Source organism: Ligilactobacillus cholophilus (assembly GCF_030389495.1).
GTDB classification, from domain to species: Bacteria; Bacillota; Bacilli; order Lactobacillales; family Lactobacillaceae; genus Ligilactobacillus; species Ligilactobacillus cholophilus.
The window spans coordinates 367,864-390,881 of the sequence record NZ_CP127832.1; the positions used below are offsets into that span (position 1 = coordinate 367,864).

23 protein-coding genes are annotated in these 23,018 nt (G+C 31.1%); 21 read left to right on the top strand and 2 right to left on the bottom strand.

Features of this window, described 5'->3' with window-relative positions:
- Window positions 1-55: 55 nt before the first annotated feature.
- Window positions 56-232: a DUF3042 family protein gene (locus QPK35_RS02070; RefSeq protein WP_290033807.1), complete on the bottom strand. Its 177-nt coding sequence runs from the start codon at window positions 230-232 to the stop codon at window positions 56-58.
- Window positions 233-370: 138 nt separating this feature from the next.
- Here QPK35_RS02070 and miaA point away from each other — a divergent pair, with 138 nt between their 5' ends.
- The 15 genes from miaA to QPK35_RS02145 all read left to right on the top strand — a co-directional run bounded on the left by miaA (window position 371) and on the right by QPK35_RS02145 (window position 16,100).
- On the top strand, window positions 371-1,324 hold the full coding sequence (gene miaA, locus QPK35_RS02075; RefSeq protein ID WP_290033808.1) for a tRNA (adenosine(37)-N6)-dimethylallyltransferase MiaA: 954 nt from the start codon (window positions 371-373) through the stop codon (window positions 1,322-1,324).
- On the top strand, window positions 1,308-2,570 hold the full coding sequence (locus QPK35_RS02080; protein ID WP_290033809.1) for a methionine gamma-lyase family protein: 1,263 nt from the start codon (window positions 1,308-1,310) through the stop codon (window positions 2,568-2,570). The genes miaA and QPK35_RS02080 overlap by 17 nt, the downstream gene beginning before the upstream one ends.
- Before the next feature lie 92 nt (window positions 2,571-2,662).
- Window positions 2,663-3,052, top strand: coding sequence for a MerR family transcriptional regulator (locus QPK35_RS02085; protein ID WP_290033810.1), 390 nt, complete (start codon window positions 2,663-2,665; stop codon window positions 3,050-3,052).
- Between the two features lie 25 nt (window positions 3,053-3,077).
- Complete coding sequence (glnA, locus tag QPK35_RS02090) at window positions 3,078-4,418, top strand: type I glutamate--ammonia ligase (RefSeq protein ID WP_290033811.1); 1,341 nt, start codon at window positions 3,078-3,080, stop codon at window positions 4,416-4,418.
- Between the two features lie 214 nt (window positions 4,419-4,632).
- Entirely contained in the window at window positions 4,633-5,253 is a 621-nt protein-coding gene (gene gmk, locus QPK35_RS02095; protein WP_290033812.1) for a guanylate kinase, read from the top strand.
- Between the two features lie 14 nt (window positions 5,254-5,267).
- Window positions 5,268-5,468 carry a DNA-directed RNA polymerase subunit omega gene (rpoZ, locus tag QPK35_RS02100; protein ID WP_290033813.1) on the top strand — a complete coding sequence of 67 codons (201 nt, stop codon included), beginning with the start codon at window positions 5,268-5,270 and terminating at the stop codon, window positions 5,466-5,468.
- Between the two features lie 128 nt (window positions 5,469-5,596).
- Complete coding sequence (coaBC, locus tag QPK35_RS02105; protein WP_290033814.1) at window positions 5,597-6,802, top strand: bifunctional phosphopantothenoylcysteine decarboxylase/phosphopantothenate--cysteine ligase CoaBC; 1,206 nt, start codon at window positions 5,597-5,599, stop codon at window positions 6,800-6,802.
- Between the two features lies 1 nt (window position 6,803).
- Window positions 6,804-9,224, top strand: coding sequence for a primosomal protein N' (gene priA, locus QPK35_RS02110; RefSeq protein WP_290034228.1), 2,421 nt, complete (start codon window positions 6,804-6,806; stop codon window positions 9,222-9,224).
- Between the two features lie 13 nt (window positions 9,225-9,237).
- The gene (gene fmt / locus QPK35_RS02115) at window positions 9,238-10,191 is read left to right on the top strand and encodes a methionyl-tRNA formyltransferase (protein ID WP_290033815.1); all 954 of its coding nucleotides are present in this window, start codon (window positions 9,238-9,240) and stop codon (window positions 10,189-10,191) included.
- Complete coding sequence (rsmB, locus tag QPK35_RS02120) at window positions 10,184-11,521, top strand: 16S rRNA (cytosine(967)-C(5))-methyltransferase RsmB (RefSeq protein ID WP_290033816.1); 1,338 nt, start codon at window positions 10,184-10,186, stop codon at window positions 11,519-11,521. Before fmt ends, rsmB begins: the two co-directional genes overlap by 8 nt.
- A gap of 9 nt (window positions 11,522-11,530) precedes the next feature.
- The gene (locus QPK35_RS02125) at window positions 11,531-12,277 is read left to right on the top strand and encodes a Stp1/IreP family PP2C-type Ser/Thr phosphatase (protein WP_290033817.1); all 747 of its coding nucleotides are present in this window, start codon (window positions 11,531-11,533) and stop codon (window positions 12,275-12,277) included.
- On the top strand, window positions 12,274-13,902 hold the full coding sequence (gene pknB / locus QPK35_RS02130) for a Stk1 family PASTA domain-containing Ser/Thr kinase (protein WP_290033818.1): 1,629 nt from the start codon (window positions 12,274-12,276) through the stop codon (window positions 13,900-13,902). Before QPK35_RS02125 ends, pknB begins: the two co-directional genes overlap by 4 nt.
- 17 nt (window positions 13,903-13,919) lie before the next feature.
- Window positions 13,920-14,789: a ribosome small subunit-dependent GTPase A gene (gene rsgA / locus QPK35_RS02135; protein WP_290033819.1), complete on the top strand. Its 870-nt coding sequence runs from the start codon at window positions 13,920-13,922 to the stop codon at window positions 14,787-14,789.
- A 20-nt stretch (window positions 14,790-14,809) separates the two neighbouring features.
- Window positions 14,810-15,469 carry a ribulose-phosphate 3-epimerase gene (gene rpe, locus QPK35_RS02140; RefSeq protein WP_290033820.1) on the top strand — a complete coding sequence of 220 codons (660 nt, stop codon included), beginning with the start codon at window positions 14,810-14,812 and terminating at the stop codon, window positions 15,467-15,469.
- Window positions 15,459-16,100, top strand: a complete 642-nt coding sequence (locus QPK35_RS02145) for a thiamine diphosphokinase (protein WP_290033821.1) — start codon at window positions 15,459-15,461, stop codon at window positions 16,098-16,100. Before rpe ends, QPK35_RS02145 begins: the two co-directional genes overlap by 11 nt.
- Window positions 16,101-16,145: 45 nt before the next feature.
- On the opposite strand, the gene rpmB is transcribed toward QPK35_RS02145, so the two are convergent.
- A complete protein-coding gene (gene rpmB, locus QPK35_RS02150; protein WP_290033822.1) occupies window positions 16,146-16,331 on the bottom strand; it encodes a 50S ribosomal protein L28 in 186 nt (61 codons plus the stop codon).
- A gap of 259 nt (window positions 16,332-16,590) precedes the next feature.
- On the opposite strand from rpmB, the gene QPK35_RS02155 reads away from it, so the two are divergent.
- From QPK35_RS02155 to rnc, 6 genes are all read left to right on the top strand, one after another.
- On the top strand, window positions 16,591-16,953 hold the full coding sequence (locus QPK35_RS02155) for an Asp23/Gls24 family envelope stress response protein (RefSeq protein ID WP_290033823.1): 363 nt from the start codon (window positions 16,591-16,593) through the stop codon (window positions 16,951-16,953).
- Window positions 16,954-16,983: 30 nt separating this feature from the next.
- The gene (locus tag QPK35_RS02160; RefSeq protein ID WP_290033824.1) at window positions 16,984-18,687 is read left to right on the top strand and encodes a DAK2 domain-containing protein; all 1,704 of its coding nucleotides are present in this window, start codon (window positions 16,984-16,986) and stop codon (window positions 18,685-18,687) included.
- A 119-nt stretch (window positions 18,688-18,806) separates the two neighbouring features.
- Window positions 18,807-20,849: an ATP-dependent DNA helicase RecG gene (recG, locus tag QPK35_RS02165; protein WP_290033825.1), complete on the top strand. Its 2,043-nt coding sequence runs from the start codon at window positions 18,807-18,809 to the stop codon at window positions 20,847-20,849.
- Window positions 20,850-20,865: 16 nt separating this feature from the next.
- Window positions 20,866-21,882, top strand: coding sequence for a phosphate acyltransferase PlsX (gene plsX / locus QPK35_RS02170; RefSeq protein ID WP_290033826.1), 1,017 nt, complete (start codon window positions 20,866-20,868; stop codon window positions 21,880-21,882).
- 67 nt (window positions 21,883-21,949) lie between these two features.
- Window positions 21,950-22,192, top strand: coding sequence for an acyl carrier protein (acpP, locus tag QPK35_RS02175; RefSeq protein WP_290033827.1), 243 nt, complete (start codon window positions 21,950-21,952; stop codon window positions 22,190-22,192).
- A 116-nt stretch (window positions 22,193-22,308) separates the two neighbouring features.
- A complete protein-coding gene (gene rnc, locus QPK35_RS02180) occupies window positions 22,309-23,004 on the top strand; it encodes a ribonuclease III (protein ID WP_290033828.1) in 696 nt (231 codons plus the stop codon).
- Window positions 23,005-23,018: the final 14 nt, after the last annotated feature.

Below are 23,018 nucleotides of genomic sequence, written 5' to 3' on the forward strand. Positions count from 1 at the left end.
TAAGAGACCGAATTTATAATTCGGTCTCTTATTATTTAATATAAATTCAATCTTATTAACGTTGGTGTGCTGAACGGCTCTTGCGAAGTGCACGACGACGGTGTTCTTCTAACATAGCTTCACGTTCTTCCATAGGTTCAACGACTGTTTTCTTAAATGCATATACTGCACCTGAAACAACACCAACTGTTGTAACGATTCCTGTAAAGAATCCTTTACCAAATGCTTTCACATTAATTCCTCCTCTATCACCTAATATATTATTATTATGAAGGAATTAACTAAAAAATTCCAGACAAAACTGTTAATTTTAAAGATTGATGATAAAATTACAAAAGAAGCTTAATTATGAAAGGAATTACTTTAAGTAATGGTAGAAAAAGTCTTAATGATTGTAGGCCCTACTGCGGTTGGAAAAACATCATTATCAATCAAATTAGCTCAACATTTTAATGGACAAGTTATTTCAGGAGATTCAATGCAGGTTTATCAAAATTTAAATATTGGAACCGCTAAAGTTACTGCTGAAGAAATGCAAGGAGTAAGACATTATTTATTAGATGAAATTCCAATAACAGAGCGTTTTTCAGTTGCGGATTTTAAGAATAAGACGCAACAAGCAATTCAAAAAATTTATATGGACAATGCTTTGCCAATCTTGGTTGGTGGAACAGGATTCTATTTACAATCTTTTATTGATAATTATCATTTTGGAAAAGATGCTTATGCAAGCACTGACAAATTAATTCGTGAAAAATATTATCAATTTGCTGAAGAAAATGGTAAGCAAGCGCTTTGGGAGAAATTAAATGAAATTGATCCTGATGCTGCAAGTAAAATTCCAATTGCTAATACAGTAAGAATAATAAGGGCATTGGAAGTTTACGAAAAAACAGGAAAGTTGTTTTCTCAACAAAAGGATCATCCTGATGAAAATTATGATTTCTTGATAATTGGTTTAAATACTAATAGGAAAATTTTATATGAAAGAATTAACGAACGTGTTGATATCATGATGAATGATGGTTTATTAGAAGAAGCAAAGTATTTATTTGAAAATGGTGGATTAGATTTACCAAGTGGTAAGGGAATTGGGTATAAAGAATTTTACCCATATTTTGAAGGAAAAGAATCATTGCAAAATTGTATATCAAATGTTAAAAAAAATTCTAGACATTATGCTAAGAGACAGCTTACTTGGTTTCGTAATAAAATGGATGTAAATTGGTTTGATTTGGTCCAAAATTTTGATGAAGACTATAATAAAATTATCAAATTAGTAACAAGATGGTTAAAGGAGAATAAAAATGGAGAAATGGCTTGAAAAATTTCCAACAGACCTACAACAAAAAATTGCTGAAGTTGATAAAATGATTGCACCTAAATTACAGGAAATTGACGAAATTGTTTTATATAACCAACAACGTGTATTAGATTTATTTCGTAAATATCATGTAGCTGAGGAAGATTTAGTTGGATCTACTGGTTATGGATATAATGATGTTGGTCGTGATAAATTAGAGCAAATTTTTGCAGATTATTTTAAATGCGAGGATGCATTAGTTCGTCCACAAATTGTTTCTGGGACACATGCAATTTCAACTGCTTTATTTGCGTCACTACACCCAAATGATACGTTGTATTATATAACAGGAATGCCTTATGATACTATTCAACAAGTAATTGGGATAGTAGGCGATAATCCTGGATCAATGAAAGAATATGGTATTGGTTTTGAATATACACCTTTAACTAATAGTGGAAAGGTAGATTTTCCAGCTGTTAAAGAAAAATTATTGAATGATCCAACAATCAAAGTAGTTGCAATTCAACGTTCTCGTGGATATGCAGTTAGAGATAGTTTCACTGTAAAAGAAATTGAAGAGATGACAAATTTTGTTAAAAAAATTAATCCAAATATTACAGTATTTATTGATAATTGTTATGGTGAATTTACTGAAATTGAGGAGCCAACATTTCATGGTGCAGATTTAATTGCTGGTTCAATGTTTAAAAATGCTGGAGCAGGTGTTGCAAAATCAGGAGCATTCTTGGTAGGAAATCATGAATTGATTATGAGAGCAGCATCACGTTTATTCGCTCCTGGACCTGGAAAAGGTGAAGGGGCAACATATGGATATCAACGTGATTTTTATCGTGGATTCTTTCTTGCACCACATGTAACAGGAGAGGCAATTAAGGGATCTATTTATACAGCAGCATTATTGGGAAAAATGGGTGCTGAGGTTTCACCTAAATGGGATGCTAAGAGAACTGATTTGGTGCAAACTGTAATCTTCCATAAGCAAGAACCAATGATTAAGTTCTGTGCTAGCATTCAGCATTACTCACCTTTAAATTCATTTGTAGACCCAATTCCTAGTGAAATGGATAATTATGAAGATAAGGTGATTATGGCATCTGGAAGTTTTGTGGAAGGATCTACGATTGAGTTATCAAGTGATGGACCTTTAAGAGATCCGTATGCACTTTATATTCAAGGTGGTTTATCATATGCGCATGTTAAAATTGCAATTTCAAATGCGGTAAATGAAACTTACTATAATTAAAATTATTAACATATGTAATAAAATGTTACATATGTGATTGACATTAAAAAAAACTATTGTTATTATAAGTTCGTATAGAGAGGAGGATTGTTATGAGAGAGAAAGAACTACGTCGGTCATTGGCTGTTTTACCTATTGGAACAGTAATGAAATTAACCGATTTAACTGCAAGACAAATTCGTTATTATGAAGAACAAGAACTTGTTATTCCCGAGCGGAATGAAGGTAATCGTCGTATGTATTCATTAAATAATGTTGATAAATTATTGGAAATCAAAGATTATTTAGCAGATGGTTTAAATATTGCAGATATAAAGAAAATATACCAGCAAAAAGCAGAAGCTAAAGCTAAGCGAGAAGCCGAGCTACAAAAAGAACTATCTGACGAAGATTTGCGACGAATATTACATGATGAATTTGTTGCAGTAAGTGGATTAAATCGATATAGTAAGCTTTCAATCCGTAACAATAAGAGTCTCTAATTATATAATTAAAGGAGTCCTAAAAATGGTTAAGCACGACTATACTAAAGATGACATTCGACGAATGGCGAAAGAAGAAAATGTTAAATTCTTGCGGCTAATGTTTACTGACTTGTATGGAACAATTAAAAATGTGGAAGTTCCAATTAGTCAGTTAGAAAAATTATTAGATAATAAATTAATGTTTGATGGTTCATCCATCGATGGCTTTGTTAGAATTGAAGAAAGTGATATGTGGTTATATCCAGATTTATCAACTTGGATGATTTTTCCATGGGGAAATGAGCATGGAAAAGTGGCAAGATTGATCTGTGAGGTATATAACTCAGACAGAACACCATTTTTAGGGGATCCTCGAAATAATTTAATTCGTGTTTTATCTGAAATGAAACAAGCAGGTTTTACTGATTTTAATATTGGACCAGAACCTGAATTTTTCTTATTTAAATTAAATGAATCAGGTAAACCATCACTCAACTTAAACGATAATGGTAGTTATTTCGATTTAGCTCCAGTTGACTTAGGGGAAAATTGTCGACGTGATATTGTTCTTGAATTGGAACGCATGGGCTTTGATGTTGAAGCTTCTCATCACGAAGTTGCTCCTGGACAACATGAAATTGATTTTAAATATGCAGATGCTTTACATGCTTGTGATAATATTCAAACATTTAAACTAGTAGTAAAGACTGTAGCACGGAAACATGGATTGCATGCTACTTTCATGCCTAAACCACTTGAAAGAATTAATGGTTCTGGTATGCACATTAATATGTCATTAATGCGTGGTAAAGAAAATGCATTTTTCGATGAAAATAGTAAAGATAAGTTATCTAAAGAAGCATACTACTTCTTAGGTGGATTATTGAAACATGCTCGTAGTTTTACAGCAGTTACAAATCCAATTGTAAATTCATACAAGCGATTAGTACCTGGATATGAAGCACCAGTTTATGTTGCATGGTCTGGACGTAATCGTTCACCATTGGTACGTGTTCCAATTGCACGTGGAATTTCAACTCGATTAGAGTTAAGAAGTGTAGATCCTTCAGCAAACCCATATTTAGCAATTGCTGCTATTTTAGAAGCTGGTTTAGATGGATTACGCAATAAAATTGAACCACCAAAATCTATTGATCGTAATATTTATGCAATGGATGAAGAAGAACGTAATCAAAACGGAATTAAGGATTTACCATCAACCTTACATAATGCACTTAAAGAATTAAAGAATGATGAAGTAATGCAAAATGCACTTGGAAGTCATTTGTATAATAACTTCATGGAAGCTAAGAGACTTGAATGGGATTCATATCGTCAAGAAGTCTCACAATGGGAAAGAGATCAATACTTAGAAATGTACTAATTAGAGCGTAAAATATCGGTTTTGTAGATTTAATCAATTTTGGTTAAGTTTCTTAACCGATATTTTTTATTTAATATATTTTTGCTTTTTTAATAATTTTTTATAAAATTATGAGATATTCATTAGAAAAATAATCAAAGATTGTAATAACACTTGAAAAATCAACGTTTTAAGTGAGATAATACTGTATAAATTAATCTAGAGGAGAATTTATATGCCAAAACGTGGGATGCTCATTGTTCTTTCAGGACCTTCTGGTGTGGGTAAGGGAACTGTTAGAAAAGAAATTTTTTCACAAAAAGATAATACTTTCCATTATTCTGTTTCAATGACTACAAGAGAGAAACGACCTGGTGAGATAGATGGTAAAGATTATTTCTTTGTTTCAAAAGAAGAATTTGAAAATGAAATTAAAAATGGTGGAATGTTGGAATATGCAAAATATGTTGACAATTATTATGGAACACCATTAAAATATGTTAATGAAATGTTAGACCAGGGAAAAGACGTTTTTTTGGAAATTGAAGTTAAAGGTGCAATGCAAGTTCGTGAAAAAGTTCCTGATGGCTTGTTTATCTTTTTAACTCCTCCTGATTTAATGGAGTTGCGCCAACGTATTATTAATCGTGGAACTGACGATTTAGAAACAATTGATAAGCGAATGGAAAAAGCAGTCAAAGAAATTGAAATGATGCAAAATTATGATTATGCAGTTGTAAATGACGAAGTTCCAAAAGCTGCTGAAAAAATTCAAACTATAATTCGCGCAGAACGTTGGCGTGTTAAACGTTTCTTACCTGATTATAAAAAGCAATTAGGGTTAGATAAAAATTAATGGAGGCAATTTAAATGATTTTATATCCATCTGTTGATAAATTATTAGAACATGTTAATTCACGTTATTCTTTAGTAATGTTAGCAGCAAAAAGAGCGCATGAATTAGATGCAGGAGCATTACCTTTATTAAAAGAATACAAATCAGATAAAAATGTAGGTAAGGCTTTAGAAGAAGTTGAAGCTGGAAAACTTAAAATCAAAGGCGAAGATTAATTGTTTTAATTGAATTCATATTAGACAGAGGTTGTGTGATTATTTACACAACCTCTGTTATTATATTTAAAATAAAATAATAAATCTTGGTATACTATATAATAGACTTATTGAAGGGAATTTTTGAGATGCATCATAAAAAGATTTTACTTTATATTACTGGAGGAATTGCAAGTTATAAAGTTCCAGCTTTGGTTCGTATGCTTGTGAAAAATGACAACGATATAAAAATAATTATGACAAAGTCAGCAACTAAATTTGTTACGCCATTAACATTAGAAACTTTGTGTAAAAACAAGGTTTATGTTGATTTTGAAGATGCATTTAATGAAGGTGATTATATTCCACATGTTAGTTTAGCAAAATGGGCCGATTTTTCGATGATTGTTCCAGCGACAGCTAATATAATTGGAAAGTTAGCAAATGGAATTGCTGATGATTTAGTTACTAGTACATTAATTGCTTCAAATCATCCTAAATATATAGTGCCAGCAATGAATGATCAAATGTGGGAAAATCCAGCCACTCAACGAAATGTTAAGCAATTAAACCTAGATGGATATAAAATAATGGATCCAGAAGTGGGCTTTTTAGCAGAAGGATATAATGCTAAAGGACGAATGCCAGAAATTGAAGATATTTATAATTGGATTCAAAATGATTTATTGCCTAAATCATTATCAGGTAAGTCAATTTTAGTAACTGCAGGGGGAACACAGGAACCAATTGATCCAGTAAGATTTATTGGAAACTATTCAAGTGGGAAAATGGGAATTCAGATTGCAAAAGCTGCAAAAAATTTAGGTGCGAAAGTAACATTAATTATTGGTGCAACAAATCAAATAATTCCAACTGGAATGAAAGTAATTAAAATTAAAAGTTTTAAAGATTTACAAAAAGCTTTGTATTCAGAGTTCCCTAAAAATGATGTGTTAATTATGGCAGCAGCTGTTTCAGATTATCATGTTAAGAATACAGCAAATCAAAAGATTAAAGCAAAAGAAAATGATGAAGTTCAAATCACACTTGAACGAAATCCTAATTTGTTAAGAAATTTAGGAAAGTCGACGCATAATCAATTATTAATTGGATTTGCTGCGGAAACAAATCATTTAATTGAGAATGCACAGTTTGAATTGAAAAATAAAAATTTAGATATGTTAATTGCAAATGATGTTTCAAGAACAGATATTGGTTTTGGAAGTGATGAAAATGAGGTCTATTTAATTACACCAAATGACCCAGTAGAGAAAATTAAAAAGACCACTAAAAAGCAAATTGCGCAAAGGATAGTTCAAAAAGTAGCTAGTTTAATGAAGAAAGAAGAGGATTAAAATAGCAAAATATGCACAAGTGATTGTAGATGTTCCTGCAATGCAAACTAATCATCCTTTTACTTATAAAATTCCTGAGAAATTTAGGATGATTCTTCAAATTGGCATGCGTGTAACTGTAAGCTTTGGAAATGGAAACAGAAAAATTCAAGGATTTGTGGTTGGATTATCTGATGAATGTTCAAATGAACATCAATTAAAATCAATTATTGATGTTTTAGATTTAAAACCAGTTTTGAATGATGAAGCGTTACAGTTAGCTGACTGGTTAGTAACTGAAACATTTGCATTTAAAATTAAATGTTTGCAAGTAATGTTACCAAATGGACTACGTTCAAAATATGAAAAGACAATTAAGATAAAAGACGACTTTATAGAAGATGAAGAAATTCAGCAGCTATTTCAAGGGAAAAATGAATTAAAATATAATAGTCAAAAATTTAGTAGTAGACAATTAAAACAAATTGAGAAGTTACGTCGAGAAAAGAAAATTCTTGTAAATTATCATATTAAAGATAAAGCACAACCTAAAGAGGTCTGGGCATTTAAAGCAGAAACATCAATTGAAGCTTTAAAAAAGATTAAAGCTGATTTGAGAAAAACTGCTATAAAGCAAAAAAGACTTTTAGAGTTTTTAATTAGAAATCATGATCAAGAATTTATTCAATCTACAGTAACACGAGAATTTAATTTTACTGCAGTTGATATTAAAAAGGCTGCCGAAAAAGGGTGGCTTAAAAGATTTAAAATTACTAAGTATCGTAATCCCTATGATATTAAAGAAGTAGAACGATCATTTCCCAAAAAATTAACACCTGATCAAAGAAAAGTTACTGACAGTGTGAATAAATCAATAGATGAAAAATTATCACAAACATTTTTATTAGAAGGTGTAACTGGAAGTGGTAAAACAGAAGTTTATTTGCAGATAATTCAACATGCATTAGAACTTGGAAAAACAGCCTTAATGTTAGTTCCTGAAATTTCTCTAACTCCTCAAATAGTAAGACAATTTAAAGAGCGATTTGGCAATGAAGTTGCATTATTACATAGTGCACTATCAGTCGGCGAAAGACTAGATGAATGGAGAAGAATTGAAGATGGAGATGCCAAAATAGTAATTGGCGCACGTTCAGCAATTTTTGCACCTTTGAAAAATATTGGTGTAATTATAATGGACGAAGAGCATGAAAGCAGTTATAAGCAAGAAGATATGCCTAGATATCATGCACGAGATGTTGCTATTTGGCGTAGTAAACGGCATAAATGTCCTGTAGTTTTAGGAAGTGCAACTCCAAGTTTAGAATCTCGGGCGCGTGCACAAAAGGGAGTATACAAATGGTTAACGTTAGATAAACGGATAAATGGACGCCCTTTACCAGAGGTTAAACTAATTGATATGCGATCTGCAATACAGTCTGCACCGAATTTAGATATTTCATCAGAATTAGCTAGAGAAATAGAAAAAAGACTTGCACGTCATGAACAAATTGTATTAATGTTAAATCGCAGGGGATATGCCGCATATATTATGTGTCGGCAATGTGGTGAAGTAATTAAGTGTCCTAATTGTGATATTTCATTAACATACCATAAAGATACAAATTCATTAAAATGTCATTATTGTGGACATGAGGAATTTGTGCCATCGGTTTGTCCTAACTGCCATAGTAAGAAATTACGTTGTTTTGGAACGGGAACACAAAAAGTTGAAAAAGAACTTATAGAGTTATTTCCAAGTGCTAGAATTATTCGAATGGATGTGGATACTACTTCGCGTAAAGGGTCACATGAGCGATTATTAAAGCAATTTTCAGATGGAAAAGCAGATATTTTACTCGGTACTCAAATGATTGCAAAGGGATTGGATTTTCCAAATGTAACGCTTGTTGGAGTACTGAATGCAGATACAACATTAGCATTACCGGATTTTCGAGCAAGTGAACGTACATTTCAATTATTAACACAGGTTAGTGGACGAGCAGGAAGAGCTGAAAAAGATGGAAAAGTAATTATTCAAACTTTCAATCCTGAGCACTATGCAATACGTTATGCCCAAAAGCAAGATTATGAATTGTTTTTTAAAAAGGAAATGTATATACGGCATCGTGGGGGATATCCACCTTATTTTTATACGATTCAAATTACTGCAAGTCATAAAAATGAGTCTGTTGCAGCTAAAAAAATGTATGAAATACAAGGTGAATTATTAAATCATATTTCATCAAAAGCAATGATATTAGGACCAACTCCTGCATCAATTGCTCGAATTAATAATCAATACTATTATCAATTAGTAATTAAATATAAAAATGAACCAGAATTAGAAAAATACTTACAATCATTAATGAATGAAGTACAAAAAGAAGAGAGAAATGGATTGAAATTAATAATTGATAGAAATCCGATAAACTTTATGTAAGGAGAAATGTATTATGACTTCAATTGTATTTATGGGAACACCTGCATTTGCAGCTAATATTTTACAAGGAATTTTTGATTCGAATAAATATGATGTTCAAGCAGTTGTAACTCAACCAGATCGAAAAGTAGGAAGAAAACATAAACTAACTCCTACGCCTGTTAAAGAGGTTGCATTAGCTCATAATGTTCAAGTTTTACAGCCTGAAAAAATTAGTAAAAGTGATGAAGCAGATAAAATTATAGAATTAAATCCTGATATTATTATTACAGCAGCATTTGGACAATTTTTGCCAATGAGTGTGATAAATGCAGCAAAAATTGGAACAATAAATGTTCATGGATCATTATTACCAAAATATAGAGGTGGCGCTCCAATTCAACGAGCAATTATGAATGGTGATTCAGAAACGGGAGTATCCATTATGTATATGGAAAAGAAAATGGATGCAGGTGATGTTTTAGTTCAAGCAACAATGCCAATTAATGATAATGATGACTCAGGAACAATTTTTGAAAAAATGAGTGATTTAGGGCGTGATACGCTTTTAAAAATGTTGCCTGATTTTATTGATAATAAAATCAAAGCAGTTCCTCAAAATGAAGCAGAGGTAGTATTTGCACCTAATATTAAACCAGAGGAAGAAGAATTGCATTTATCACAAAATGCAAAACAATTAGATTGGAAGATTCGTGCATTACGTCCTTATGTAGGTGCTTATTTTAATGATTTTAAAGGTAAAAGAGTCAAATTATGGGATATTACTGTTTTAGATGAAAAAACGAATGAGTCAGCGGGGACAGTTGTGGGAGTTGGCAAACATAATTTAAAAATTGCCGCAGCAGAAGGTACAGTTTATCAAATTAATAAATTACAAGTTGCAGGCAAACCACAAATGGATATTACTGCATATTTAAATGGATTAGGACAAGGAATTAAGGTAGGTCAAAAATTAATAAATGAGTAATATAAAAAAATCACCTCGATTTTTAGCAATGGAATTGCTTGTTAAAATTCGAAAGCAAAAAACATATTCTAATATTGGATTAAATCAATTTATAAGGAAAAATGATTTAAATAATGCAGATGCAAGTTTATTAACTAATTTAGTATATGGAGTTTTACAATATCGATTAACTTTAGAATTCTATTTAAAGCCTTTTATAAAAAAGGCAAGGAAGATTGATCCTTGGGTTTATGAGCTATTATTATTAGCGATTTATCAAATGGAATATTTAGATAGGATTCCAATTCATGCAATTTTTAATGAAACAATTGAAATTGCTAAAATAAAGGGACATGCTGGAACAAGAAAATTTGTAACTGGTATTCTTCATAATATTAAAAGACAAGGATTGCCTAATTTTGATCATTTATCTGATGAACAATATTTAAGTATCAAAAATAGTGTTCCTATTTGGATTGTTAAACAGTTAATTAATTCTGTAGGTTTAGAAAAAACAAATAAAATTTTACAAAGTGTAAATCAAAAGCCTAATGAGAGTTTAAGAGTAAATGTAGTTAAAAATAGCAAAAATGACCTTCAAGTAGAATTGAAGGAAGAGGACATTGAAACAACCGATAGTAAAGTTGCTAAAGATGGCTTAGTTGCTCAGTCAGGATTTTTAGCAGGAACACAAGCTTTTAAAAATGGTAAATTTATTATTCAAGATGAGAGTGCAATGTTAGTGGAAGAGTCAATGAACGTTGCACCTGGCGAAATAATTTTAGATGCATGTTCTGCTCCTGGTGGGAAAACAACTCAAATTGCAGCAGCATTAAAAAATAGTGGAAAAGTAGTTGCATTAGATATTCATGAACATAAATTAAAGTTAGTAGAACAAAATGCTTTACGATTAGGAGTAAACAGTGTAATTGAAACTCAGAAACTGGATGCACGGAAAGTTTCAAATGAGTTTCCTGATAATTATTTTGATCAGATTCTAGTTGATGCACCATGTTCAGGAATTGGTCTAATTAGAAGAAAACCAGAAATTAGATATGATAAAACACTAAAAGATTCACTAAATTTAGCAAAAATTCAGTTATCAATTTTAGATTCAGTTGCTGATAAGTTGAAAGTTGGCGGAAAGCTAACATATAGTACATGTACAATTTTGCCAACCGAAAATCAAACTGTAGTGGATAGCTTTTTAAAATCACATTCTAATTTTGTACAAATTAAGACTAAAACGGCCAAAGCAATAAAAGATAGTCGGGAAGATTTAGGATTGACAATTTATCCAGATGATTTTAATTCTGATGGCTTCTTTATTGCAACACTAGTCAAAAAGTAGGTGAGAGTGTTGGAGTTTGCATACCAGACAGATAGAGGAAATGTTCGTAAAATTAATGAGGATTGTGGAGGCATTTTTAAAAATAAGAATGGCCTATACTTAGGAATAATAGCTGATGGTATTGGTGGAAACCGAGGTGGAGATGTCGCTTCAGCAATGGTTACAAATCATCTTGGATACTTGTTTGAAGAGTCATCATTTACTGAAATTGAAGATGCATATGACTGGTTGCAAGCGCGCTTACAACTTGAAAATGACTTACTAATAGAAAAGGGTCAACGATATATTGATCTTAAAGAAATGGGAACTACGTTTGTTTGTATATTAATTTCTGAATGTAGTTGTATCATAGCAAATATTGGTGATAGTCGCGGTTATCGTTTTCGTAATGGTAAATTATTGCAAATTACACAAGATCATTCTTTAGTTAATGAATTAGTAAAATCAGGTGCAATTACGAAAGAAGAAGCTAAAAATCATCCGCAGAAAAATGTAATTATTAAAACACTGGGGATAAATAAAGATGCTCAGATGGATCGGCATACACTCAGAATTCAAAGAGATGATATTTTCTTATTATGTTCTGATGGCCTTTCAAAATTAATAAGTGATGATGAGATTATCAAAATATTAAATAATAAGAAGAGTAGTTTAGATGAAAAATGCAATAAATTAATTGAAAAAGCTAAAAATAATGGCGGAACAGACAACATTACTGTAATTTTAGCATCAGAAGAAGGCGGTGATTCTCAATGAGAATAGGTTACATTGTCGACCATCGTTATAAAATACTAAATTTTTTGGGTGAAGGCGGAATGGCAAATGTTTATGAAGCTGAAGATTTAGTATTACATCGAAAAGTTACTTTGAAAATGTTGCGATTAGATTTGCAGGGTGATTCTAAAGCTGTAGATCGATTTCGCAAGGAAGCAAATTCACTGACAAAGTTAAGTGATCCGCATATAGTTAAAATTTATGATTTTGGAAATAAATTGGGAATCCCATATTTGGTAATGGAATATATTAAAGGAATGGATTTAAAGTCATATTTAAAAAACAATTATCCATTATCTTTAGAAAAAGTTGTTGATATTATGCAACAAGTTCTATCTGCAGTAAAAGCTGCACATCAAATGGGAATAATTCACCGAGACTTAAAACCACAAAATATTTTGATAGATGATTTTGGAAAAATAAAAGTGACTGATTTTGGTATTTCAATTGCGACAATTGAATCAGCAACAATTACAAAAACAAATACTATGGTTGGATCAGTACATTACATTTCACCTGAACAAGCTCGTGGTTCCATCATCACAAACCAATCTGATATTTATTCATTAGGAATTATTTTATTTGAATTGCTAACAGGAAGGGTTCCTTATCAGGGAGAAACTGCGGTATCAATTGCTGTGAAACATTATCAAAATAAGCTTCCATCTGTGAAATCGATAAATCCTAAAATTCCACAATCAATGGAAAATATTGTATTACGTGCAACTGCCAAAAATTTGAATGACAGGTATCAAACGATTGAAGAAATGCAGAGAGATCTAAAAACTGCATTACTTCCAATTAGAAAAAATGAGCCTAAGTGGGAACCAGAGGAATCATTGCAAGAAGAAACGAAGATACTTGAAATGCCAATTTCACAATCAAAGCAAAATAAAGAAAAAACTAAAACTAAAAAAAGAAAATTTAATCGTCATCCAATTGCTTTATCAGTTGGAATAGTTGGCATTTTATTTATTGCATTGATTTTTGTTTTATCATTAAAAGTTCAAGTTCCTGATTTAAGAGGAATGAATATAAAGGAAGCTCAAGAAGTTCTTTTAAGTAATAATCTTAAATTGGGTAAAAAAGTTTATCAGTACAGTAATTCGTATTTAAAAGGTCAAACTATAAAAACGATACCTGCACGACAAGCAACAGTAAAAAGAAATTCGAAGGTTAATATTGTAATTTCTAAAGGACCACATAAAATAAAGTTTGGCTCATATGTCGGACAAGATTATGAGAAAGTACGTAATAAACTTTTGAAAAAGGGCACACTTGTAAGTGAAGAAAAGGAATATTCTAATAAAGTTCCAAAGGGAAAGATTATTAGTCAGAATGTTAATCCAGATATGAAAGTTAATATGTATCAACTACCAGTAACGTTTACAGTGAGTCAAGGAATTAAGGAATTTAAAATTAGAGATTTAAGTGGATATACTCAAAAAAGTGTAGAAGATTATGCTTTAGAACATAATTTAACTGTAATTTTTAATGAAGAATATTCAGATACTGTTCCAGAAGGTCAAGTGATTTCACAGTCTCCTGAAGCAGATTCAGAAATTCAAGAAGGATCTCAAGTTACAGTTACAATTTCATTGGGATAGTTATATAGAAAGGACCGATGTATTTGAAGGGCCAAATTCGGCAATCATTAAGTGGATATTACGATGTAGTAACACCAGATGGAGAAGAAGTTCGTACACGTGCACGAGGAGTATTTAGAAAAAAACGTCAATCGCCACTTGTAGGAGATTGGGTAGATTTTAAAGTAGAACATGATGAAGGATATTTGTTAAAAATTTATCCAAGAAAAAACCAATTAATTAGACCTGCAATTGCAAATGTGGATGCAGCAATTGTAGTTAGTGCTTGTGTACAACCTGATTTTTCTAGTAATTTATTAGACCGCCAATTAATAATGCTAGAGTCTAATAAAATAATGCCAATATTATATTTTTCAAAAGTTGATTTATTAAATGAAGATCAAAAGAGTTCAATGGATAAAATTTTTGATTATTATAAAAAATTTTATCCTATTGCCACATCAATTGATGATATGTTAGATTTATTAAATACAATCTCTGAAAAAGTTATTGTAGTAATGGGGCAAACTGGAGCCGGTAAATCAACTCTTTTAAATAAAATTGATCCTGAATTAAATTTACAAACAGGTGAAATTTCAAAAGCATTAAGCAGGGGAAAACATACTACTAGGAAAGTCACTTTGATTAGTGTACAGGATAATTTAATCGCTGATACACCTGGATTTTCATCGTTTGATCTTCTAGAAATTTCGAAAGAGGAGTTACCTAATTATTATCCAGATTTTATTATATATCGTGATAAATGTAAGTACAGGGGCTGTTTACATGTAAATGAACCTGGATGTGCTGTTAAAGATGCAGTTGCATCAAATGAGATTTTACAGTCACGATATGATAATTATTTGCAATTTCATAAAATGATTTTGCAACAAAAACCTAAATATTAATTGAGAAATGGGGAAAAGTAATGGAAATTGTGCCTTCTATTTTAAGTGCTAATTTTGCACATTTAGCAAAAGATATAAAGAAAGTTGAGAATAGTATAAACTATTTGCATATTGATATTATGGATGGACAATTTGTTGAAAATTTGTCATTTGGTCCAATGATAGTTTCTGCTATTCGACCATTAACTGATTTAAAATTTGAATGTCATTTAATGGTTTTGAATCCTGAAAAATATTTAATTAAATTAAAAGAAGCTGGAGCTAATGTAATTGGAGTTCATGTTGAATCAACTGCTCATATACATAGAGTAATTGATGCTATTCATCGTTTAGGAATGGAAGCTGAGATAGTTTTGAATCCTGGTACACCTATTGCTCTAATTGAGCCTTTATTAGATGAAGTAGAGTCAATTTTAGTCATGACAGTAGATCCAGGTGCAGGTGGTCAAAAAATGATAAAAAAATGTTTAAAAAAAGTTTTGACCTTATCGGAACTACGGGATATGAATGATTATAATTATCGTATTGAAATTGATGGAGGCGTTAATAAAGATACTATTCAAAATGCTCAAAGCATGGGTGTTGATAGAGCGGTTGCTGGTTCTTATGTTTTCAAAAGCGATAATCCAAGTGAGAGAATAGCTACTTTAATGAAAGAATGCCAAAAAGATGAAAGTTAAAATTTTAACAGGTGGCCCTGATGATTGTATTCCTAATGAAATATATGATTATAAAAGTGATAATTGGTGTGGCGTAGATATTGGAGCTAGCAAACTGATTGAACATGATATTAATCCTTTATTATCGATTGGGGATTTTGATTCATCCACAGCAAGAGAATTAGAATTAGTTCGACTTAAGAGTAAAAAAACAATCTATAAACCATTAAAGGATGATATTACAGATACAGAATTAGCTTTAAGATATTTAATAACTAATTACGAAATCGACCAAATTGAGTTATATGGAGCAACAGGAGGACGATTAGATCAGTTATTAGCTAATATATTTTTTATCTTAAAGCCATGCTATCAGAATTATGTTGAAAAAATTCAAATTATAGATAAATGGAATAAAATAAAATTTTTCTTACCTGGAAGTCATCAATTGGAAAAAGATAATGATATGAAGTATTTAGCTTTTGTACCATTAACTCAAGTAAAAGAACTTGAATTGCCTGATGAAAAATATACATTAAATAAAACTAATTTTATGGCACCTGTTTCTTTATCAAGTAATGAATTTATAGGAAAAAATGCTAGTTTTAGTTTTAGAAATGGTGTTGTAATGGTAATTCAAAGTAAAGATTAATAAAAAAGAGGTTATGCAATGCATAACCTCTTTTTTCGTCTTTAATTAAACACGAGTAACTTTACCTGATTTTAAAGCACGTGTTGAAACCCAAACCTTCTTAGGTTTACCATCAACTAAGATACGAACTTTTTGCAAGTTTGGCTTCCAGCTACGATTTGTTTGGTTTAAAGCGTGTGAACGTTTTTTACCAAAAGTTGTCTTACGACCTGTAATATAATCTTTAGCCATTTCAAATTCCCTCCCTTAATTTAAATTCGATCTTAAATAAAGAATCTTTATTCACTAGATTAAGTTATCATAGAAATAATATTTATGCAAGATATTTCTGTAAAGTTAAATTACTTGTCACTAAATTATCAAATTTTGTGTTATTATAGTTAGGTATTGAATTGAATTTACCGGATTAAATTTAATTAACTTTTTTTTCAAATTTGTGTATGATAAAATTACGATAATGATTGTCATTATTTAAAGGAGGCAAATTGTCATGGCAGTAAAGATTCAAAACCAACTAGGAAAGATCGATATTAGTAATGATGTAATTGCAACTGTTGTTGGTGGAGCCGCAACTGAGATTTTTGGAATTGTTGGAATGGCAAGTAAGAATCAAATTCGTGATAACTTTAACGAAATTTTGAAACGTGACAATTATTCAAAAGGGGTAGTTGTTCGTCAAACAGAAGAAGGTATTGTGATTGATGTATATATCATTGTTGGATATGGTACTAAGATTTCTGAAGTTTGCCGGAATGTTCAAGAAAAAGTTAAATATAATCTGGACTCAATGCTTGGAGTTACAGCCAAAGCAGTTAACGTTATTGTTCAAGGTGTAAAAGTAATCGAAGATTAACGTTAAGAGTACCAAGGAGGATTTTAAAGATTGAAAGTTTCAAAGATTACTGAAAATGAATTTCGTAAAATGATTGCTGTTAGTTCAAATCGTTTGAATACAAATGCAGAATTTATTAATTCATTGAACGTTTTTCCTGTTCCAGACGGTGATACAGGTACAAATATGAGTCTTTCATTTGCTAGTGGAGCAAAGTATGTTTCTGAATCAACATCAACTGATGTTGGACAATTAGCACAAGCATTAGCTAAAGGATTATTAATGGGAGCACGTGGAAATTCTGGTGTTATTTTATCACAAGTATTTCGTGGCTTTAGTAAAAATGTTGCATCAAAAGAAACATTAACTCCTCAAGATTTAGCAGATGCTATTGTTGCTGGTGTTCAAACTGCATATAAAGCAGTTATGAAACCACAAGAGGGAACTATTTTGACAGTTGCTAGAAAAGCTGCTGAAGCAGCTACAAAAGTTGCAAAAAATTCAGACGATTGTGTTGAAGTTATGAAAGCAACATATGATGCAGCTGAAGAAGCACTTAAAACTACACCTGATTTATTACCTGTCTTAAAAGAAGTTGGTGTAGTTGATTCTGGTGGACAAGGACTTACTTTTGTATATCAAGGATTTTATGATGCATTATCAGGTAATGTTCGTGATGAAAATGAATACCAATTAACACCTGCTGATATGGAGGATATGGTAAATGCAGAGCATCACAAGAGTGCCCAAGGTCAATTAAATACTGAAGACATTAAATATGGTTACTGTACTGAAATTATGATTCGTTTGGGTGCTGGTCGACTTGTAGATGAAGAATTTGATTATGATACATTTAGAGGATACTTATCAGAATTTGGTAATTCATTATTAGTTATTGCCGACGATGAAGTTGTTAAAGTGCATGTGCATACTGAACAACCAGGTAAGGTTCTTTCTTATGGACAAAAATTTGGCTCATTGATTAAAGTTAAAGTTGATAATATGCGTTTACAACATGAAACAATATTGGAACAAGATCGTGAAGCTGAAAAAGTTCAAGAAAATGAACAAGAAGAAATCAGTAAGCAAATTGCTGGTGATTATGGAATTATTGCAGTTGCATCTGGAGATGGAATTGCTAAATTATTCCATAGTGTAGGTGTAACAAAAATTATTCATGGTGGACAAACTATGAATCCAAGTACAAAAGATATTGTTGATGCAATCAATGAAACAGGTGCTAAAAAAGTATTAGTACTTCCAAATAATAAAAATATCTTTTTAGCTGCAGAACAAGCAAGTGAAGTAGTAGATGTAGATGTAAAGGTTATTCATACACGTACTATTCCACAAGGATTAACAGCAATGATCGAATTTTCATCTGATGCATCAATAGATGAAAATCAAGAAGCTATGGAAGAAGCATTGGAAGACGTTGTTTCTGGTCAAGTTACAGTTGCGGTTCGTGATACAGTAATTGATGGAACAGAAATCAAGAAAGATAATTATATGGGAATTGTTGATGGTAAAATTACCATCACGGATTCTGATCGTAAAAAAACTACAATTGAAATGATTCGTTCAATGCTAGATGTTAATGACGGTGATGTAATTACTATCATTTATGGTAAGGATGCAACTTCAGAAGAAGCTAAAGAGATAGCTAAAGAGGTTGAGAAAATTGATTCTGATTATCAAGTAGAAGTACATGAAGGTGATCAACCAATTTATCCTTACTTAATTTCAGTAGAATAAATTAAATAACATGCAATTGACACTAATAATTTAGTGAGTTTTGCATTTATTTATCTTTAAATTAAGAGATTATGGCTTTTCAGTCACAGTCTCTTTTATATTAAGAAAGGAAGCTTCAAATGGTAAGAAAATTAGAAGATTCTGTAGAATGTTTACCTGGTGTAGGACCAAAGAAAACAATTGCTTTAAATAAATTGGGAATCAATACCATTGAAGATCTTTTAACATACTATCCTTTTAGATATGATAATTTAGCAGCAAAAAGCTTATCAGAAATCAGTGAACAAGAAAAAGTAACTATTAAAGGAACAGTGGCTTCTGAACCAACTTTAATAAGATTTGGTCGAAAGAAAAACCGGCTTAATTTTAGATTGATAGTTGAAAATCAAGTTATTTTAGTTACTTTTTTTAATCAGCCATATTTGAAAGAAAAAGTTCAACTTGGAAATGATATTGCAATATATGGCCGATATAATATCAAAAGACAAAGTTTTACAGGAATGAAAATTATTCCAGCAGGACAGAGTAATGATTTTAAGGGTGTATATCGTGCATCTAAAGAAATTAAGGCTAATCAAATTGAAAAATTAATTAAGTTAGCTTTTGATGAATATGAGTATTTACTAAACGATATTGTTCCTTTATCTTTACGTAATAAATATCGTTTGGAAACACGAAAACAAATGATTCATGATATGCATTTTCCACAAAATAAAAAACAAGCAGATTTAGCAAGAAGATCAGCAATTTTTGAAGAATTTTTCCGTTTTCAAATTGGTTTACAGTTTTTGAAGAAAGAAGATAAAAAGAATTCTGGGTTATCAATAAAGTATGATAATGAAAAATTAAAGAAGTTCATTGAAAGCTTGCCTTTTGAGTTGACTAATGCTCAAAAACATGTTGTAAATGAAATTTGTTTTAACTTGCGACAGCCTGAAAAAATGAATCGGCTTTTGCAAGGAGATGTTGGGTCTGGAAAGACAATTGTTGCAGCAATTGCTATGTATGCAGTTGTGACAGCAGGCTATCAAGCTGCATTGATGGTTCCTACTGAAATTTTGGCTCAGCAACACGCTGAAAAACTTGCTAAATTATTTATGCCATTAGGTATTAATGTTGGATTAATGACTAGCACTACAACAAGTAAAGTGGTTCAAAAACGAGAACTCTTAAAGCAATTAAAGAATAATACAATTCAAATTGTTGTTGGTACACATGCATTAATTCAAAATGAAGTGGAATTTGCAAAATTGGGATTAGTTATTACAGATGAACAACATCGTTTTGGCGTAAATCAACGTAAATTATTGCGAGAAAAAGGAACTAATCCAGATGTGTTAGCAATGACTGCAACGCCTATTCCGCGAACCCTTGCAATTACTTCTTACGGAGAAATGGATGTTTCAATTATTAATGAGTTGCCAAGCGGAAGGAAAGCAATAGATACAAAGTGGATTAGAAAAAAACAATTAAATGAAGCTTTAAGTTTTATTCGTCAACAATTAGATGAGGGCGCCCAGGCATATGTTGTATCTCCATTAATTGAAGAATCAGAAATGATGGATTTGCAAAACGCAGAAGAAGTTTTTGAAAAATTAAAAAAATATTTTGGAGAACAATATCGTATTGGATTATTGCACGGAAAGTTAAAGCCAGCTGAAAAAGAAAATATCATGAAAAAATTTGTGAAACATGAGTATGATATTTTAGTTTCAACTACAGTAATTGAAGTTGGTGTTGATGTACCTAATGCATCCGTCATGATGATTTTAGATGCTGATCGTTTTGGACTAGCACAACTCCATCAACTTCGTGGTAGAGTTGGACGTGGAAGTAGAAAATCATATTGTTTCTTAGTTGCTGATCCTACTGGAGACTATGGTAAAGAACGAATGAAAACAATGGTTGATACATTAGATGGTTTCGTAATTGCGCAAAGAGATTTAGAATTACGAGGACCGGGGGATGTTCTAGGTACGGCTCAAGCTGGATTACCAGAATTTAAGGTTGGCGATCCTGTAAGGGATTTAAAGATTTTACAAATCGCACAACAGGAAGCGGCTAGAATTATTAATGATCCGAATTTAAAAGAAAAAGATGAAAATTTTGAATTATTAAAATTTTTAAAACGAAAAATTAATTGGAATAATAATCTTGATTAGTGAAAGGAAGTCTAAAATGAAAATTGCAGTTGATGCAATGGGTGGAGATAATGCACCTAAAAGTGTTGTTGAGGGAATTTTAAAGGCTAGAGATGAATATAATGATTTAGAGTTCATTTTGTTTGGAAAATTAGATCAAATAAAGCCTTTAATTAATAACGATGAACGAATTAGTTTTGTTCAAGCTAATGAAGAAATTGTTATGAACGATGAGCCTGTAAAAGCAATACGTCATAAAAAAGAATCATCATTGGTTTTGGCTGCAAAAACAGTAAAAGATGGAGAAGCAGATGCATTATTTTCATGTGGTAACACAGGTGCACTATTAGCAGCTGGTTTATTGATTATTGGCCGTATTAAAGGAGTACAAAGACCAGGATTACTTTCAACATTACCAGTTGTTGCTTCAAATCAAGGGGGATTTAATTTACTTGATAGTGGTGCAAACGCAGATAATAAGCCTGAATATTTATATCAATTTGCATTAATGGGTAAATATTATGCAGAGAGTGTACGTGGAATTAAAAATCCTCGAATTGGGTTACTAAATAATGGTACTGAACCTCATAAGGGTAGTAAATTAACTCAGGCAGCATACCAAATGATTAGTGAAGATAAGTCATTGAATTTTGTTGGTAATGTTGAATCAAGAGATTTAACTACTGGTATTTGTGATGTTGTTGTTGCTGATGGATTTACTGGTAATGCTGTTTTAAAAGCAATTGAAGGTACTGCATCATCTGTAATGCATTTAGTCAAAGATAGTGTAAAAGATGCAAATATTTTTGGTAAATTAGGTGCATTAATGCTTAAGCCAAGTTTAATGAAGATAAAAGAACGAATGAATCCTTCTCGTTATGGCGGTGCTGTTTTATTAGGTGTAAAAGCTCCAGTTGTTAAGGCACACGGCTCAAGTGATGCACAAGCTGTATTTTATACAGTAAAACAAATAAGAGATATATTAAATGGTGATTTACTAACAAAATTTAGTGATACTTTCAAAAAAGAGCAAACAGAAAGTAAAGATATTTAATCTGTAAAAAACAATTAAAGAGTGTTAGTATTACTTTATATAAAATAAAGAAAATGAGGAATTTAACATGACTGAACAAGAAATTTTTAACAAAATTGCTGACATAATGGTGTCTCATTTTGATATTAAAAAAGAAGATATCAAAATGGATTTAAACTTTAAAACTGATTTAGATGCAGATTCAATTGATTTTGTTGAATTTATTTTAGACTTAGAAGATGCATTTGGTGAAGAAATTCCAGACGAAGATGCTGAAAAGTTAAATACAGTTGGAGATGCTGTTGAATACATTCAAAAAAATATCAAATAAGTTATAGATTATAAAGGTTGTGATTACTATCACAACCTTTTTTATTAAAAATATTTGAAGCGATATATGATATAATTATAGATTAGTAATAATGAAGTAAAGTCGAGGAGAACATATTGATAATTGGACTAGCACAACATTTAAAAGAAAATTATGGAATAACAATTAAAGATATGAAATATTATGATGCAGCATTTACACATAAATCTTATGTAAATGAACATCCTAAAGAACATTTAGAATATTATGAACGTACGGAATTTTTAGGGGATGCCGTAATGCAATTATGTGTATCCGAATATTTATTTAAGAGATTTCCAGAAATGCCAGAAGGAAAACTATCTCGTCTTAGAGCTGCAATGGTTTGTGAAGATAGTTTTAGTAAATTTGCAAAAGAATGCCATTTTGATGAATTTATAAGATTAGGAAAAGGTGAAGAAAAAAGCAACGCACGCCAAAGAGCCTCATTACTTTGTGATATTTTTGAGGCCTTCATTGGTGCATTGTATCTAGATCAAGGAAAAGATACTGTAATTAAATTTATTAGTGAAGTAGTTTTTCCAAAATTAGATATGGGTTGGTTTAATACTTTCTTTGATCATAAAACAGCTTTACAAGAACTTTTACAAGAGAACGGCGAATGCAATATTGAATATATAGAAGTATGGGGCAAAGGTCCTGATAATGATCGAACATATAAAATGGAAGTTTTATATAATGGTGAAAAAATCGGCGAAGGTATTGGTCATACAAAAAAATCAGCTGAACAAGCTGCTGCCTTTGAAGCATTAAAAAAATTACAAAATAAATAAGGTGGAGGTTGAGT

What these genes read in the sequence shown, in the direction of transcription:
- acpP (WP_290033827.1), top strand. Translation starts at nt 21,950, where the DNA reads ATGACTGAACAAGAAATTTTTAACAAAATTGCTGACATAATGGTGTCT.
- miaA (WP_290033808.1), top strand. Translation starts at nt 371, where the DNA reads ATGGTAGAAAAAGTCTTAATGATTGTAGGCCCTACTGCGGTTGGAAAA.
- QPK35_RS02080 (WP_290033809.1), top strand. Translation starts at nt 1,308, where the DNA reads ATGGAGAAATGGCTTGAAAAATTTCCAACAGACCTACAACAAAAAATT.
- rsgA (WP_290033819.1), top strand. Translation starts at nt 13,920, where the DNA reads ATGTATTTGAAGGGCCAAATTCGGCAATCATTAAGTGGATATTACGAT.
- glnA (WP_290033811.1), top strand. Translation starts at nt 3,078, where the DNA reads ATGGTTAAGCACGACTATACTAAAGATGACATTCGACGAATGGCGAAA.
- coaBC (WP_290033814.1), top strand. Translation starts at nt 5,597, where the DNA reads ATGCATCATAAAAAGATTTTACTTTATATTACTGGAGGAATTGCAAGT.
- rsmB (WP_290033816.1), top strand. Translation starts at nt 10,184, where the DNA reads ATGAGTAATATAAAAAAATCACCTCGATTTTTAGCAATGGAATTGCTT.
- gmk (WP_290033812.1), top strand. Translation starts at nt 4,633, where the DNA reads ATGCCAAAACGTGGGATGCTCATTGTTCTTTCAGGACCTTCTGGTGTG.
- QPK35_RS02085 (WP_290033810.1), top strand. Translation starts at nt 2,663, where the DNA reads ATGAGAGAGAAAGAACTACGTCGGTCATTGGCTGTTTTACCTATTGGA.
- rpoZ (WP_290033813.1), top strand. Translation starts at nt 5,268, where the DNA reads ATGATTTTATATCCATCTGTTGATAAATTATTAGAACATGTTAATTCA.
- plsX (WP_290033826.1), top strand. Translation starts at nt 20,866, where the DNA reads ATGAAAATTGCAGTTGATGCAATGGGTGGAGATAATGCACCTAAAAGT.
- recG (WP_290033825.1), top strand. Translation starts at nt 18,807, where the DNA reads ATGGTAAGAAAATTAGAAGATTCTGTAGAATGTTTACCTGGTGTAGGA.
- pknB (WP_290033818.1), top strand. Translation starts at nt 12,274, where the DNA reads ATGAGAATAGGTTACATTGTCGACCATCGTTATAAAATACTAAATTTT.
- QPK35_RS02145 (WP_290033821.1), top strand. Translation starts at nt 15,459, where the DNA reads ATGAAAGTTAAAATTTTAACAGGTGGCCCTGATGATTGTATTCCTAAT.
- QPK35_RS02155 (WP_290033823.1), top strand. Translation starts at nt 16,591, where the DNA reads ATGGCAGTAAAGATTCAAAACCAACTAGGAAAGATCGATATTAGTAAT.
- rpe (WP_290033820.1), top strand. Translation starts at nt 14,810, where the DNA reads ATGGAAATTGTGCCTTCTATTTTAAGTGCTAATTTTGCACATTTAGCA.
- rpmB (WP_290033822.1), bottom strand. Translation starts at nt 16,331, where the DNA reads ATGGCTAAAGATTATATTACAGGTCGTAAGACAACTTTTGGTAAAAAA.
- fmt (WP_290033815.1), top strand. Translation starts at nt 9,238, where the DNA reads ATGACTTCAATTGTATTTATGGGAACACCTGCATTTGCAGCTAATATT.